The 14,632-nt window shown below is 52.9% G+C and carries 12 protein-coding genes (1 of these 12 cut by a window edge); 9 read left to right on the top strand and 3 right to left on the bottom strand.

The window, feature by feature from the left end; all coding sequences use genetic code 11:
- Position 1 precedes the first annotated feature (1 nt).
- The 3 genes from AB1S56_RS07465 (at position 2) to AB1S56_RS07475 (ending at position 2,498) form a co-directional block, all read left to right on the top strand.
- Complete coding sequence (locus AB1S56_RS07465; RefSeq protein WP_340871393.1) at positions 2-988, top strand: alpha-E domain-containing protein; 987 nt, start codon at positions 2-4, stop codon at positions 986-988.
- Positions 985-1,896, top strand: a complete 912-nt coding sequence (locus AB1S56_RS07470; protein WP_340871392.1) for a transglutaminase family protein — start codon at positions 985-987, stop codon at positions 1,894-1,896. Before AB1S56_RS07465 ends, AB1S56_RS07470 begins: the two co-directional genes overlap by 4 nt.
- A 68-nt stretch (positions 1,897-1,964) precedes the next feature.
- On the top strand, positions 1,965-2,498 hold the full coding sequence (locus tag AB1S56_RS07475) for a YhcN/YlaJ family sporulation lipoprotein (protein ID WP_340871390.1): 534 nt from the start codon (positions 1,965-1,967) through the stop codon (positions 2,496-2,498).
- Between the two features lie 79 nt (positions 2,499-2,577).
- Here the strand turns inward: AB1S56_RS07475 and AB1S56_RS07480 are convergent, their stop codons facing one another.
- Complete coding sequence (locus tag AB1S56_RS07480; RefSeq protein ID WP_340871389.1) at positions 2,578-3,072, bottom strand: WGxxGxxG family protein; 495 nt, start codon at positions 3,070-3,072, stop codon at positions 2,578-2,580.
- Positions 3,073-3,243: 171 nt separating this feature from the next.
- Positions 3,244-4,674 carry a SpoVR family protein gene (locus AB1S56_RS07485; protein WP_340871388.1) on the bottom strand — a complete coding sequence of 477 codons (1,431 nt, stop codon included), beginning with the start codon at positions 4,672-4,674 and terminating at the stop codon, positions 3,244-3,246.
- Between the two features lie 226 nt (positions 4,675-4,900).
- Here AB1S56_RS07485 and AB1S56_RS07490 point away from each other — a divergent pair, with 226 nt between their 5' ends.
- The 6 genes from AB1S56_RS07490 to AB1S56_RS07515 all read left to right on the top strand — a co-directional run bounded on the left by AB1S56_RS07490 (position 4,901) and on the right by AB1S56_RS07515 (position 13,626).
- Complete coding sequence (locus AB1S56_RS07490) at positions 4,901-6,187, top strand: ATP-binding protein (protein ID WP_340871386.1); 1,287 nt, start codon at positions 4,901-4,903, stop codon at positions 6,185-6,187.
- Between the two features lie 153 nt (positions 6,188-6,340).
- Entirely contained in the window at positions 6,341-7,852 is a 1,512-nt protein-coding gene (locus tag AB1S56_RS07495) for an alpha-N-arabinofuranosidase (protein WP_340871383.1), read from the top strand.
- A gap of 103 nt (positions 7,853-7,955) precedes the next feature.
- Positions 7,956-8,870 carry an ArsR family transcriptional regulator gene (locus tag AB1S56_RS07500; RefSeq protein WP_340871381.1) on the top strand — a complete coding sequence of 305 codons (915 nt, stop codon included), beginning with the start codon at positions 7,956-7,958 and terminating at the stop codon, positions 8,868-8,870.
- Between the two features lie 18 nt (positions 8,871-8,888).
- Positions 8,889-10,619, top strand: coding sequence for an ABC transporter ATP-binding protein (locus AB1S56_RS07505; protein WP_340871379.1), 1,731 nt, complete (start codon positions 8,889-8,891; stop codon positions 10,617-10,619).
- Positions 10,612-12,474, top strand: coding sequence for an ABC transporter ATP-binding protein (locus AB1S56_RS07510; protein WP_340871378.1), 1,863 nt, complete (start codon positions 10,612-10,614; stop codon positions 12,472-12,474). Before AB1S56_RS07505 ends, AB1S56_RS07510 begins: the two co-directional genes overlap by 8 nt.
- 99 nt (positions 12,475-12,573) lie before the next feature.
- A complete protein-coding gene (locus AB1S56_RS07515) occupies positions 12,574-13,626 on the top strand; it encodes an S-layer homology domain-containing protein (protein ID WP_340871376.1) in 1,053 nt (350 codons plus the stop codon).
- A 76-nt stretch (positions 13,627-13,702) separates the two neighbouring features.
- Here the strand turns inward: AB1S56_RS07515 and glsA are convergent, their stop codons facing one another.
- Positions 13,703-14,632, bottom strand: partial view of a glutaminase A gene (glsA, locus tag AB1S56_RS07520; protein WP_340871374.1) — the 3' portion only. Its footprint extends 21 nt past the window's final position; the window shows 930 of its 951 coding nt (coding positions 22-951); its start codon lies beyond the right edge, outside the window; the stop codon is at positions 13,703-13,705.

Genomic DNA, 14,632 nt, shown 5'->3' on the forward strand with positions numbered 1-14,632 from the left:
CATGCTGAATCGCAATGCGGAGGCTTTGTTCTGGATCGGGAGATATATGGAGCGTGCGGAGAACCATGCTAGACTGATCGATGTGCATTACCATCTTCAGCTTGATAAGGATGCGGCGGCGGATGAGGAATCTGGAGGAGCGGGAGGCTCTGCCAAGTGGGTGAGAATTGTGGATGCCCTGGGCAGCCGGGAGGCGTATGAAGCGCAGTATGGCGTGTACAATGAGCAAAATGTGCTTCATTATACGACGCTCGACCGCGATAATCCCAATTCCCTTGTGTCCTGCGTCAGTCATGCCAGAAGCAATGTCCGCACGCTAAGAGAGCGGCTTCCTAGCGAAATGTGGGACACGGCCAACGGCTTCTATCTCTGGCTCAGGGAGAAAAGCCCGGAGGAGCTGCTGAAGGAATCGCCGCATCTGTTCTACGGCAGAATCAAGGAGTGGACAGCGCTGTTCCTGGGCGTCAGCGGCTCTGTCATGCCCCGGGAGAATGAATGGCATCTCATGGAGTGCGGTCGTTACCTGGAGCGCGGCGAAAATACGCTGCGGATTATCCGATCCGCGATATGGACCTCGTCGCAGGAAGGCTGGGACGCCGCCACCGCATACCCGTATCTTCAAGCCGTACTGCGCTCCCTCAGCGGCTTCCAGCCCTTCAGGCGATATTATGCGGACGGCATGTCAGTGGAAGCGATTATGGAATTTGTAGTGCTGAGCAACACCTTCCCTCGCTCCCTGCACTTCGCGCTGGATAAGCTCGATGATCATCTGAAGCAGATTGAGCTGTACGACAAAACGATGCGGGCGGATCATGACCGGATGATCAGGCAGGTGGGCAAAATGCGGGCGGATATGGGCTGCATGGAGCGGGAGGATCTTGTTATTGATCCAGAGGGCATGATCCTAACTCACCTGCTGAAGGCGTGCCAGCAGCTCGGCGGCTCCTTCGCCAAAACCTTTTTTCGTATGGGGGAGGCAACCGCATGAAGCTCAGCATTACGCATCATACCCAATACGAATATGCAGAGGCGGTTACGGACAGTGTCAATGAGCTAAGGCTAACGCCCAGCACGAATGAGAGGCAGTCCTGCTATCAGCAGTCTATTACTGTTGAGCCCAATGCGCCCCTGTTCAGCTATGAGGATTATTTCGGCAACCGCGTGCACGCCTTCTCCGTTAATCAGCCCCATCGCAAGCTTTCCATTCGCACCTCGATGGTTGTTGTCACCAAGAGAGCGCCATCAGCGGAGGAGCGGGAAGCGTATTTGACGGGGCGTACTCCAGAGCAGGGGTGGGCGTGGCTTACATCGGAGGAGGCAGGCAATCGCTTCGCCGAGTTTCTGCTGGAGACGGATTATACAACGATAACGGATGATGTGCGGTCCTTCGCGGCGGCAGCTGACAACCCTGACACGGTGAATCAGCCAACTGCGAGCTCTATGAAGGTGAGTGTGCTGGATTGGCTCAGCTCCCTAAGCTCGCGCATTCGAAGCGAATTTCAATACGATCCAGAAGCGACCACAGTGGAGACAACAACGTCGGAGATGTTCGAGCGGAAGCGTGGCGTATGCCAGGATTTTGCGCATTTGATGATTGCTTGCGCCCGGTCGGAGGGCGTGCCGGCAAGATACGTAAGCGGATATCACTTTGTGGGAGATCTACAGGGGGGAAGTGCGGACTTCGAGCAGGCGTCTCACGCCTGGGTAGAGGCTTACGTGCCGACGCTTGGCTGGTGCAGCTTCGATCCCACCAATGCGGACCCCGTCGGGGAGAGGTATGTGAAGCTTGGCCATGGCCGTGATTACAAGGATATAGTCCCGGTCAAGGGAGTCTATCGCGGCACCGGAGAGCAGCGGCTGAAGGTGACGGTGGATGTTCGGAACATCGAGGAATAATCTTCATTCTTATATGTATATTTCAAATGCCTTCGCACATGTTATACACATGGACGGAGGTGTTTGTGATGAGATCAAAATGGATGGTGTCGCTGTCCGCGCTTCTGTTGACGGGAGCATTGGCGGGCGGCTGCGGCCATTATGACGGAAATCGAAGCGACAGCGATAATGAGCTGAGGCAGAACAAGCGCGGCGAAGCGGAGATGTTGTCTTCGGGAGATTACCCGCCGCGACCGGCTGATTCCGTTAGGACTCCGGGTGTGATGGAGAGCGGACAGGGTGAGAGGATTAACGCGGAGCAGTTGGCCCATATCGCAGAGCAGGTGCCTGGTGTGGAGCGGGCGGCTGTCGCCATGAATACGACCGATGTATTGGTCGGCATTGAGGTCGACAATACAGGCAAGCGCCGTATTCTGGAGAAGCAGGTTATGTCCGCTTTGCATTGGCAATACCCTGAATATCGTTATCACGTGACATCCGACGAAATGTATTGCGGCAAAATTAAAGCGACCGCTTCCAGAAAAAACGGAATTGAGGCGCAGATGTACAATCAGGATATTGAGATTCTGTCTCGCTCCATCGACCGATTGAACTTACCGTAGCCTCAATACGTGTGAAGCAGAGAAAACCTTCAGGAGAGGCTCCTGAAGGTTTTTCCGCTTCAATAGGTTTCGATCGTCATTATGCGCGGTCGCGGTCTCTGCTTCTCATACCGGCAAGACCAAGCAAGCCGAGCAGACCAAGCCAGCCCCAGCTGAAGCCGTCGTTATCATCAGCAGCCGTTGTAGCGGCATTGGCGCGGTAATTCGCTTGATTCATTGTGCGGACGCGATTGGCATCCATTGCGTTGTTCGTGTTGTAGCTGTCATTGTCGCGGACTCCGAAGGTGCGGGTCATGCCATTCTCTGTGCGGTTGGCGGCACGATCCACACCGTTCTCCATCCGGTTGGCAGCGCGATTCACGCCGTTTTCTACACGGTTCGCAGCGCGCTCCATGCCGTTCTCCATACGGTTCCAGCCACGCTCCAGATCATTTTCCAGTCGGGACTCGCCAGGAGTAATGACGACATTGCCGCGTGGTGCGATAACCTCGCCTCGTTCAGCGCTTGCTGTTGGGACGGTGCCTGCTAAAGCGAGAGAAGTGAAAATAACGGCCATCAAACCTGCTTTTTTCATGCGTTGTGTCCATTCCCTTCACATATTGATTTGACTTCCGGCTTATGTTTGTCAAAATCCGCGAGCGGTATGCGGGAAGTCGCCTCCATGAGGGCTGGTAAGTTTTAAGCTGGATTCATTCGTCACGTTGATCGATAAAAAGGCTGTCCCCCGACAGCCTTAACCATTTGCCTATACAAATTTCCGGGTAACCTTCTTCCCGTCATACATAAACAATAACGCCTTATCCTCCACAACCGTCTCCAAATAAATGGTCTTCCCCCACAGCTGATAGACATAAGGCAGCGTCCGCTCGACATACTTCAAATCCAGCTCAACGCCTTCAAATTGATGGTACAAATACAGCTCGCCATTGTTCAGATAATCGCCGTTTTTGACAACGAGGTAGGGGAACCCGCCGTTTACTCGTGCGTAAGCCAGCTGATCGCGGATGTTCTCCCAAGATTTATCCGTTATTTTCCACTCGGGACCTTTCTTCTCGAATACGTACAGATCCAGCTCCTTCACCAGCTCCTTGGTCAAATAATTGCGAATGAACGAGATGTCGGCATCGTTTTCACGAACCTCGAACATCTTCTCTCTGCCGCGACCGGGCACCCGTCCGAACCGTTCCCTTTCCTCCGGCGTGGGGTTATCCCAGCGCTTCTCGATATCCTCGAATATTTTCACGCCAAGATAATAGGGGTTTAAGGTATGCCGGGAAGGCTGGACGACGGAAGCATTCAGCGTGGCGTATTCCACCGTCTCCTCCGAGGTTAAGTCGAGCTCTCTCATGATGCGCTGGTGAAAAAAGCTTGCCCAGCCCTCGTTCATGATTTTGGTCTCGATTTGCGGCCAGAAGTATAACATTTCATCGCGAAGCATCGTTAGGATATCTCGCTGCCAAGGTTCCAGTATGGGTGAATATTCCTCAATAAACCATAAAATATCCTTTTCCGGATGAGGGGGAAAGGCGATGGTCGGCTCCTTCTCCTCCTGTGAAGCATCCTTCTCCAATGACCATAGATCGTCATATGGCGATGAGGGCTTAGCCGGTTTAACCGGCGCTGATCGCTTCTGCATAGAGGAGACGTAATCGTCCTTGGACATTCGATATGGCTTGACAATGGAAGGGTCCACATGCTCCTGTATGGCAAGCACGGCGTCAATAAATTGCTCCACGACAAGCGAGCCATGGATCATGCTGTATTCGCTGATGCGTTCCGCTGTGGCGGTCATGCTTTCGACCATATTCCGGTTGGTCTTGGAGAAGCGGGCATTGTTCTTGAAGAAGTCGCAGTGAGCGAGCACGTGAGCGACAATCAGCTTGTTCTGTACAAGGGAGTTGCTGTCGAGCAGGAAGGCGTAGCAAGGATTGGAGTTAATAACAAGCTCATAAATTTTGCTGAGGCCAAAATCGTATTGCATCTTCATCTTATTAAACGTCTTCCCGAAGCTCCAATGGCTGAAGCGGGTAGGCATGCCATACGCACCGAAGGTGTAAATAATATCTGATGGGCAGATCTCGTATCGCATGGGGTAGAAGTCCAGTCCAAGCCCCGTCGCTATCTCCGTAATTTCATCAATCGCATATTCCAGCTTTTTTATATCTGTAGACGGCATATTGCATTCCTCCAGTCGTTAGGTGAGGATGACAGCTCAGCGTTAAGAAATTGATGTGATACATATGTATGAGCCCCATACCCAGAACATACGCGGTAAGGATATTTCGCTTCTGTTCAGCCTTGTGAAATAAAACCTCACAGCAGGTATCGCTCGATTTATGTCGAATTACAAAAACGAACTGGAAATCGATGTTAATCAAGTGACGCTGAAGGGATGACGTTCATTGATTCAATCGGTAGGGATTCCACTGTTGCAAGGATGGCTGTTTATTTCCGGCATTTGCTTCCTATATCTGATCCTCTTGTCCAAGCTGAAGCTTGGCTATCGGCAGAATCAACTGCTGTTCGCGGGGCTTGGCACGCTAATGTTCCAGCTGTATATGATCACTGTAAAGCCAGGACCAGAAATGTATGCGCTTATCATTGTGCCGACATGCCTGCTCTGCGTCATGTTTCTGGAGGGCTGGACGATCAGCCTCTATACTTATGTCGTGATAGCCGCCAGCGGGTTCGCCCTCCTGGGCTATGATCCTTGGCCTCCGATTGCCGGGGGAGCGCTGTTGACAGCACTCGGTTTATTCTATGCGCGCAGGCTGCTATGGGATGCGACATGGCGGATATATGTATTTGCGCTGAGCGGGGTGGTTGTATATATTGCCGCCAGCTTCATAACTAGCGGGGTAGCGGGCACCTCCGATTTGCTTCGGCTGCCAATCCCAGAACTGGGCATTATTCTATTAACCTCGCTCCTCAGCTCGCAATACGTCCCCTTCGTCTATCAATTTGTCAAGCTGCAAGTCAAGCTTCAACGGGAGCTGATTCTTTCGGAAAAATATCAATCCGTCGGTCAGATGGCTGCTTCCATATCCCATGAAATTCGTAATCCGCTGACGACTGCCAGGGGGTTTCTGCAGCTCATGGATATAGATAAGCTGTCTAAAGAAAACTTTGAGCGTTATCGCAAATATGCCTTCGAGGGGCTTGACCATGCCAACAATGTGATTACTGAATATTTGAATTATACAAAGCCTTCCGTGGAGGCTGCGAAATTGCTGGATGTGAAGGGAGAGATCGAAAGCGTGGTTCAATGGCTGCAGCCCTACTCCGTGCAGCAGAACGTCACAATCGTGACGCATCATATGTCGGAAGAGAAGCCTTATGTGTACGCGCAGCCCAAGCACTTTCAGCAATGTATGCTGAACATCATGAAAAATGCGATCGAAGCGATGGTCGACGGTGGATTGCTGACGGTTCAAACACAGATCGAGCAGGGGCAGGTGCAAATATTAATCCGCGACACAGGAACCGGCATGAGCAGGGAGCAGTTGAAGCGTATCGGAAAACCGTACTTTTCCACCAAGGAAACCGGAACGGGTCTGGGGCTCATGGTTGTGATGAGTCTCGTCAAAGCGATGAAGGGGAAAATCATATTTCGCAGCAAGTTGAATCAAGGGACGATATGCGAGATTCATCTGCAGAGATATCCCCAGTCGATCGAAAACAGCCATTAAAGTGCGATTAGCTTTGATGGCTTTATTTTACCAAAGTGATTAATTAAAACATTAATTCATATAAAGTTAAAATAATTGTTGAATTAATCTAAAGTTTCATGTTAAATAAAAGCTAATGGGATGCCATTCTATTCAGCTAAGGAGTGTTTGCGAATGACGCTGCAGGCGAAGATGACTGTGGACAAGGATTTTGTAATTGGTGAAGTGGATGAACGAATTTACGGCTCCTTTATCGAACATTTGGGCAGGGCTGTCTATGGGGGAATATACGAGGCTGATCACCCTTCCTCCGATGAGCAGGGGTTTCGGGAAGATGTGCTGGCGCTTGTGAAGGAGCTTCAGGTTCCTATTGTTCGTTATCCAGGCGGCAACTTCGTGTCCGGCTATAATTGGGAGGATGGAGTCGGACCGGTAGAGAGCCGTCCCAGAAGATTGGAATTGGCGTGGCGTACAATCGAGCCGAACTGGATTGGCTTTAATGAATTTATGGACTGGTGCCGTAAGGCGGGCACAGATGCGATGATGGCCATTAATCTCGGCACACGCGGGATTGATGAAGCCAGAAGCCTGATTGAATATGCGAACCATCCTTCCGGCTCCTACTGGAGTGATCTGCGAAGAGCTCATGGCTACGAGAAGCCGCATGGAGTCAAAACCTGGTGCCTGGGCAACGAGATGGACGGTCCTTGGCAGATCGGCCACAAGACGGCTGTAGAATACGGCCGATTGGCGAATGAAGCGGGTAAAGCGATGAAGTGGGTCGATCCCACTATTGAGCTTGTCGCCTGCGGCAGCTCCGCAAGAGGCATGCAGACATTCCCGGAGTGGGAAGCTACGGTGCTGGACCTGGCTTATGACACGGCGGATTATATCTCTATCCATCAATATTACGGCAACCCGAAGAGGGATACACCCAACTTCCTTGCCCAGACGGTGGGCATGGATCAGTTCATTAACACGGTTATCGCGACCTGCGATTATGTGCAAGCCAAGAAGCGAAGCAAGAAGCAGATGCATCTCTCCTTCGACGAATGGAATGTATGGTTCCACTCCAATGAGCAGGATCGCAAGCTTGAGCCCTGGACAATCGCTCCCCCTCAGCTGGAGGATGTGTATACACATGAAGACGCGCTTGTCGTCGGCTGTATGCTGATCAGTCTGCTGAAGCGCGCCGATCGTGTGAAGATGGCGTGCCTGGCGCAGCTCGTCAACGTCATTGCTCCAATCATGACGAGGAATGGAGGTCCGGCTTGGAAGCAAACAATCTTCTATCCCTTCCTGCATGCCAGCGTATTCGGAAGGGGCAAGGTGCTGGTGCCGCTTGTGAAATCGCCGAAATATGACAGCAGCGAATATACCGATGTCCCCTATCTGGAATCCATTGCGGTCTATCGAGAGGACAAGGCGGAGATTACGCTATTCGCGGTGAACCGCCACACGGAAGAAGCGCTGCCGCTTGAAATTGACCTGCGCAGCTTCGGCTCGGGCCGAATTCTTGAGCATATTGTATTGGAGCATGAGGATCTGATGGCAACGAATACGGAGGAGTTCCCGGACCGCGTGAAGCCGCACAGCAGAGGCAACGCAGTGTGGAGCGACACTGGTCGAATCAGCGCAAAGCTGGGCAAGGCCTCGTGGAACGTTATACGCATTCAGCTTCAATAATAGAGAACAAGCTTTACGCCGGAGGGCGCCGCAAGCGGCATTGCTGCTTTTGCTGCGCCCTCCTTTTGTATTATGATGAGGATAGAGAGAAAGGAAGTGCGTAATGATTCAAGCAAATACGGATAAAAGGTGGCTCCCGCTCTATGAAGCGCTTGCCAGCGAGGTTCGCTTGTCTATTCTCGACCTGCTGGCCAAGCGAACGCTTAATGTCAAGGAAATTGCGGCTTCGCTAGGACTTAGCAGCGCGATTGTGACGATGCATGTGCGCAAGCTGGAGACGGCGGGGCTCGTCTCCACGCGTATGGTCCGCAAGGACGGAGGCACTCATAAGATGTGCGAGCTGTCGCAGGAAGCTGTCCATATCGAGCTGCCGCGGCTTTCCTCCTCGCTCAAGTCGCATGAGATCAGTGTTCCGATTGGACATTATACGTCGTTCGATGTCTATCCTACCTGCGGCATTGCAACGAAGGAGAAGATCATCGGCCAATTCGATGATCCAAGATTTTTTCTGGAGCCAGAACGAATGAACGCGGGCATTCTGTGGTTCGGTCACGGGTATGTGGAATACAAATTCCCCAATTATCTGGTGCCTGGGCAGCGTCCGGCCGCCATTGAGATTGCGATGGAGCTGGGCTCTGAAGCGCCAGGCACAAATGAGCATTGGCCTTCGGACATTAGCTTCGAGCTGAACGGCAAGGCGCTGGGCACATGGACCAGTCCCGGCGATTTCGGCCAATCGCGCGGCAGGTATAGTCCGGACTGGTGGCCGGAGTGGGTGAATCAGTACGGCCTCCTCAAGATGATTCGCATTCAGAGTGATGGCACCTATATGGACGGCCAGTTGCTATCGTCCGTCGTCATCGACGATATTATGCCTGACCGCAACGTGTGGACCTTCCGAATCGCTGTGCAGGAAGGCGCGGAGCATGTTGGAGGCGCTACTCTATTCGGAAGCGGCTTCGGCAATTATAATCAGGATATTTTGTTCAAAATCATGTACCAATCATCGAATGGGTGAGAAAGAGGTGCCTGAGCCATGCGAAATATTTTTAAGTATTTGCGTACTTATCGGGCTGCTGCGTTTGTGGCCATTGGCCTGATGTTTGTGGAGCTGCTGCTGGAGCTGCTTCAGCCCTTCCTGATGGCCAGAATGATTGATGAAGGCATTCAGGAGCGAGACCTTGGTGTCGTTATGCAATGGGGAGGCTTTCTGCTTGGGTTTTCAATCGTTGCCTTCGGCGCTGGTATACTGAGCTCTTTTTTCTCCGCGCATGTCAGTCAAAGCTTTGGCTTCGACCTGAGAGAGAAGCTGTACAGCAAGGTGCAATCATTCTCCTTCGCCAACTTCAATCGTTTCCCGGAGTCGTCCCTGATTACGAGAATAACAAATGATGTGACGCAGCTTCAGAATACGGTATTTATGGGGCTTCGTATTATGTTAAGGGCGCCGCTGCTGGTCGTGGGCAGCGTGCTGATGGCATTTGTTGTGAATCCGTCGCTGGCCGTATGGTTTGCCGCGTCGATTCCTTTTTTGGGGTTATTCCTATTATGGGTGCTTAAGAGGGGCGAGCGGTTGTTCCGTTCCGTACAGCAAGGCGTAGACGATGTCAATGCGGTCATGCAGCAAAATTTGATCGGCATGCGTCTTGTTCGCGTTTTTGTCCGGATGGCGCATGAGTCTCGCCGCTTCTCCTCTCACAGCACAGAACTGATGAATCGCACGGTGGCCGCTCTAAGGCTGACAGAGCTTACGATGCCGGTCATTATGCTCGTCATTAACGCTAGCGTCATCGCTGTATTATGGTTCGGCCGCGGGCTTCTGGATACCTCCGGCGCTACGGTGGGAGAGATTGTCGCTATCGTCAATTATGCGACTCGGACCTCGGGAGCGCTTTCATTAATGTCAATGATCGTCGTCAATTTCTCAAGGGCCAAGGCATCGGCGCAGCGCATGGACGAGGTGCTGTCAACAGAGGTTGATCTGAAAGATACAACGGAAGAACGAGCGGCTGAGGCTAAAGCTGCAGGCAGCGTAAGGTTCGAGGGGGTCAGCTTCCGTTACCCTGATACGGAAGCTCCGATTCTTAGAGGGATCAGCTTCGAAGCCTCGCCAGGTGAGACAATCGCTATTATGGGGGCAACCGGCTCGGGCAAAACCTCGCTGCTGCAGCTCATTCCGAGGCTCTACGAGGCGGCGGAAGGCGTGGTGCGGGTAGGCGGCGTTGATACCCGATTATGGAAGCTTGAACGGCTGCGCCAAGGTATTGGGTATGTTCCGCAGGATATTATGCTGTTCACGGGAAGTGTGGCCGACAATTTGCGCTGGGGCAAGGAGGAAGCCTCGCTCGATGAGCTGATGCAAGCGGCAAAGCTGGCACAGATTCACGATACAATCATGTCGCTTCCTCAGCAATATGACACCATCGTGGGACAGAAGGGCGTAAATCTGTCGGGCGGGCAGAAGCAGCGGTTGACGATCGCCAGGGCGCTTGTCCGCAAGCCCAACATCCTTCTGCTTGACGATTGCACCAGCGCGCTTGATGTGCAGACGGAGAACGCGCTGCTGAATGCGCTTCGCGAAGTAAGGTGTACAACGTTCCTTGTCACCCAGAAGATCAGCTCCACTTATGGCTCCGATCGCATCCTGCTGCTGGATGACGGTGAGCTTCTAGCCAGCGGCACGCATGAGGAGCTGCTGGAAAGCTCTATTTTGTACCAAAAAATTTGCGAGTCTCAGCTCCGGAAGGCAGGTGTGTCCCATGCTTGACAGCTTGAAAGCGCCCTTCCGTTATGAGCGGCCGGGCGTTCTCGGAGGAGAAGGAGGGGGCGCCCAAGCCGCGCATGACGGCGGCCAAGGGAAGAAGCCCAAGGCCAAAGCCAAGGATACGATAGGCACACTTAGACGGCTGTGGTCTTATTTGATTGCGTACAAGGGGAAGCTGTTTGGCGTTATGGCGATGATTGTATGCAGCTCCTCGTTGTCTCTTCTTGGACCGTACCTCGCTGGGACGGCGGTGGATCATTATTTGACGCAGCCTGGTTCCGGCTTTATAACGTTTCTAATGGGGATGGCTGCTGTCTACGCGCTCCACGCCTTGACGACCTGGCTGCAGAACGTGTGGATGATTCGGGTGTCCCAGAACACTGTTCTCAGGCTTCGGGGGGATTTGTTCGAGCATTTGCATAAGCTCCCAATCCCATTCTTCGCGAAACGCCAGCATGGCGAGCTGATGAGCCGGGTAACCAATGATATTGAGAATGTGAGCTCCTCCTTGAACAGCTCCTTTATCCAAGTGGCCTCAAGCGCGCTTCTGCTGGTTGGAATTGTGGGGGTCATGCTGTCGCTTAGTCCGCTGCTCACTCTGCTTACGTTTCTCGTGATTCCGTTTATGCTGCTTGGGATGAAATGGATCACATCCCGCACGAGCGTATTGTTCAGGGCTCAGCAAAAAAACCTGGGAGCCTTAAACGGCTTTGTAGAGGAAACCTTATCCGGTCAGCGCATTGTCAAAACCTTCTCCCGCGAGGAGGCGGTCATCGCGCAATTCGGGAGGCTGAACGGGCGTATACATCTGTCCGGCTTCTGGGCTCAGGCCATCTCCGGGTTTATTCCGAAGCTGATGAACGGGTTGAACAACTTAAGCTTTGCGCTGATCGCCGGTGTTGGCGCGATTCTCATTATTTCGGACAGCTCCAGCGTTACGGTAGGGGTCATTGTCATCTTCGCGGAATTCGCGCGCCAATTTACTCGTCCGCTTAATGACTTGGCCAACCAGTGGAATACCTTGCTGTCAGCGGTTGCGGGAGCGGAGCGGGTATTCGCCATTCTTGATGAGAAAACGGAGGCTTCGGATGAGCAGGCAGCGCGAGAAATAACAACGCTGGAGGGCCATGTGGCGTTCAAATCCGTGACATTTGGTTATGGTGAGGGTGACCCGGTCCTTCGTGAGATCAGCTTTGAGTCCAGGCCAGGTGAAACAACGGCGTTCGTAGGGCCCACAGGAGCGGGCAAAACGACGCTGATCGGCTTGCTCTGCAGATTCTATGAGCCAGCCTCGGGCGTCATTGCTATTGACGGCCGTGATATCCGTGGCCTGAAGCGGGACAGCCTGCGCGCTCATATGGCGTTTGTGCTGCAGGATCCATTCCTGTTCGAGGGCACCATCCGCGACAATATTCGGTATGGGCGCTTGCATGCAACCGATCAAGAGGTGGAGGAGGCGGCCAAGCTGGCGAATGCGCACTCCTTCATTACGAGGCTGCGTGGCGGTTATGACCACAGGCTCAAGCTTGACGGAGGGGGCATAAGCCAGGGCCAGAAGCAGCTGCTGGCAATCGCCAGAGCCATTCTGGCCGATCCAGCCATTCTTGTCCTCGACGAGGCGACGAGCAGCATTGATACGGTAACGGAGATTAAAATCCAAGAAGCGCTGCAGCGGCTGATGAAGGGGAGAACGTGCTTCGTCATCGCCCATCGACTCAATACGATCAGGCAGGCCGATCAGATTGTTGTGCTGCAGAATGGAAGAGTTGCAGAGCGCGGCTCCCATGAAGCGCTCGCAGCCAATGATGGATTTTACGCTAAGCTTGTTAATGGGCAAGTCGAGCTTCAGTCCTCATAATGCTGGACCCTTTAATTACCGCTAGGAGCCGGCTCCGTAATTTGATATCCTTTCGACTTGTAGGCGGTCGGACCGATACAAGTGAAGGGAGAGAGCTTGATGAGGAGAGGATATGCTGCGTTTATTATGCTCCTGGCTGCGGCGCTGATCGTATCGCCAATGGCAATGAAGCCACTGCAGGCTGCGGAAGCGACGGATATGGGCATGTATTTTCCCATAGATATAGAGGGGCATTGGGCATATGAGGAGCTGGACAACTTTGTGATGGCGGATCTTCTGAAGGGCTACCTGGATGCGAGCGGACAGGTTGCCGTCAGGCCGGACCACCCTATTACAAGAGCCGAATTTGTTGCGCTGCTGGTTCGCGTGCTGGGATTGACGGGTGTCCATTCCGGCAAATCGTTTACGGATGTGCAGGCGGACAAATGGTATAATGAGCCGATCCGTATTGCCAGCTCGTTAGGTATTGTGAACGGTCAAAACGAATATGAATTTGGTCCCAATAAGCTCATCGAGAGAGGCGACATCGCCACGATGATTATGCGCGCTTTTCAGGGCACACTCACATATGTTCCTTATACGAATAAGCTGCCGTTTCATGACGTTCCGCCATACTATGCTTCGCCTTATATTCTGGAAGCTTACAATGCAGTTATCGTAAACGGTATAACAGAGCAGTCCTTCAAACCCTTCGCCAACGCCAAACGCTCCGAGGCCATTGTCATGCTGAAGCGCGCGCTGGATGCCCAGCAGACTGACATGCCGAACGGAGAGCTGCTGAAATCGGTGATTACGGCTTCAGACACGTTGGAATACAACGCAATTAATGGGCAGGAATTGGGGTCGCTGACGGAGGGCTATTCGAAGCATTATACCGCTTTCCAACTGGCGGCTAACCAAGCTTATGGGGAAGTGCTGCAAGCTATTGCGGACGAGGGGTATGCCATGAGCATGGAAGAGACATCGCCACGAAATATGAATGTTGTGATGAGCACCAATCGATTTGCGATAGTGGAATCCTTCGGCGGCGCTGCGCGGTTCACGTATTCCATTGACGGCGAAGAATCGGTGGATACGCAATCCAATGACGGGTTGTATTATTTGAAAAAGGTGGAAGACGGCACGTGGAAAATATATGCCGTCTACCAATAGGGGCTATATGTCGTTCAGGTTAGCGGGACCGGGAGGGCTCTATGGCTGCTGGACTGCAGGGCTGACTGTGTGATTATTAGAACAGGCTCCAGTCCAGCTCCTTGGATAAGGTCTCCAGCAAATGAACGCCTGCGATGCTGTTTCCCTTAGGATTAAGCGCGGGGCCATACACACCAATGCCATAACGACCCGGAACCAGAGTGAGGATGCCGCCGGCAACTCCGCTTTTGGCGGGCAGTCCAACATCAATGGCGAATTCGCCGGACGCGTTGTACATGCCGCAGGTTACCATAAACGTTTTGGCGATCTGGACATACCGGCGCGGAATGTGACGAATTCCCGTAATGGGATCCCTTCCGTCGAAGGCGAGCACAAGCGCCATTCGGGCGAGGTCTTCACACCGGACTTGAATGGAGCAGTGGCGGAAATACACATCGAGCACGTCGTTAACCTTGCCGGTCAGCACACCGTTATCCCTGAGGAAATAAGCCATTGACCGGTTCAGGTCGGCGCTTTCTGCTTCTGAACGGTATACGTCGAGATCAACCTGGAGCTTATCGTTGTGCGCAAGCTTGCGGAAAAATTGCAGCGTCCGCTCAGCCTTTTCCTCGGGACCGTTCCCCCCGATCAGCGAAGAGATGACAATCGCGCCCGCGTTAATGAGCGGATTAAACGGAATACCTGGCTGAACAAGCTCAAGCTTGAGCATCGAATTGAAATTATCCCCGGTCGGCTCCATGCCAACCTTGTCGAATACAATCTTCTCGCCGTTATCCATTAACGCAAGCAGTAATGTAAACACCTTGGATATGCTCTGCATCGTAAAGGAAAGTCCGCAATCTCCAGCCGTGATGCCGCCGCCCTTCTGGTCCATAATATGTATGCCCAGCGCGCTCTGGGGCGCCTTGGACAGCTCGGGGATATACGAGGCAACAGTTCCTTCCGAGCAGAGCGCCTTGCTTGCTGCCAGCCATTCGGGCAGTTTTTGGCTCCATTGGTCGTTCTC

The sequence above is a fragment of the Paenibacillus sp. PL2-23 genome (assembly GCF_040834005.1).
GTDB lineage: Bacteria > Bacillota > Bacilli > Paenibacillales > Paenibacillaceae > Pristimantibacillus.

Coding starts and splice junctions, on each gene's coding strand:
- AB1S56_RS07465 (WP_340871393.1), top strand. CDS start 2: ATGCTGAATCGCAATGCGGAGGCTTTGTTCTGGATCGGGAGATATATG.
- AB1S56_RS07470 (WP_340871392.1), top strand. CDS start 985: ATGAAGCTCAGCATTACGCATCATACCCAATACGAATATGCAGAGGCG.
- AB1S56_RS07475 (WP_340871390.1), top strand. CDS start 1,965: ATGAGATCAAAATGGATGGTGTCGCTGTCCGCGCTTCTGTTGACGGGA.
- AB1S56_RS07480 (WP_340871389.1), bottom strand. CDS start 3,072: ATGAAAAAAGCAGGTTTGATGGCCGTTATTTTCACTTCTCTCGCTTTA.
- AB1S56_RS07485 (WP_340871388.1), bottom strand. CDS start 4,674: ATGCCGTCTACAGATATAAAAAAGCTGGAATATGCGATTGATGAAATT.
- AB1S56_RS07495 (WP_340871383.1), top strand. CDS start 6,341: ATGACGCTGCAGGCGAAGATGACTGTGGACAAGGATTTTGTAATTGGT.
- AB1S56_RS07500 (WP_340871381.1), top strand. CDS start 7,956: ATGATTCAAGCAAATACGGATAAAAGGTGGCTCCCGCTCTATGAAGCG.
- AB1S56_RS07505 (WP_340871379.1), top strand. CDS start 8,889: ATGCGAAATATTTTTAAGTATTTGCGTACTTATCGGGCTGCTGCGTTT.
- AB1S56_RS07510 (WP_340871378.1), top strand. CDS start 10,612: ATGCTTGACAGCTTGAAAGCGCCCTTCCGTTATGAGCGGCCGGGCGTT.
- AB1S56_RS07515 (WP_340871376.1), top strand. CDS start 12,574: ATGAGGAGAGGATATGCTGCGTTTATTATGCTCCTGGCTGCGGCGCTG.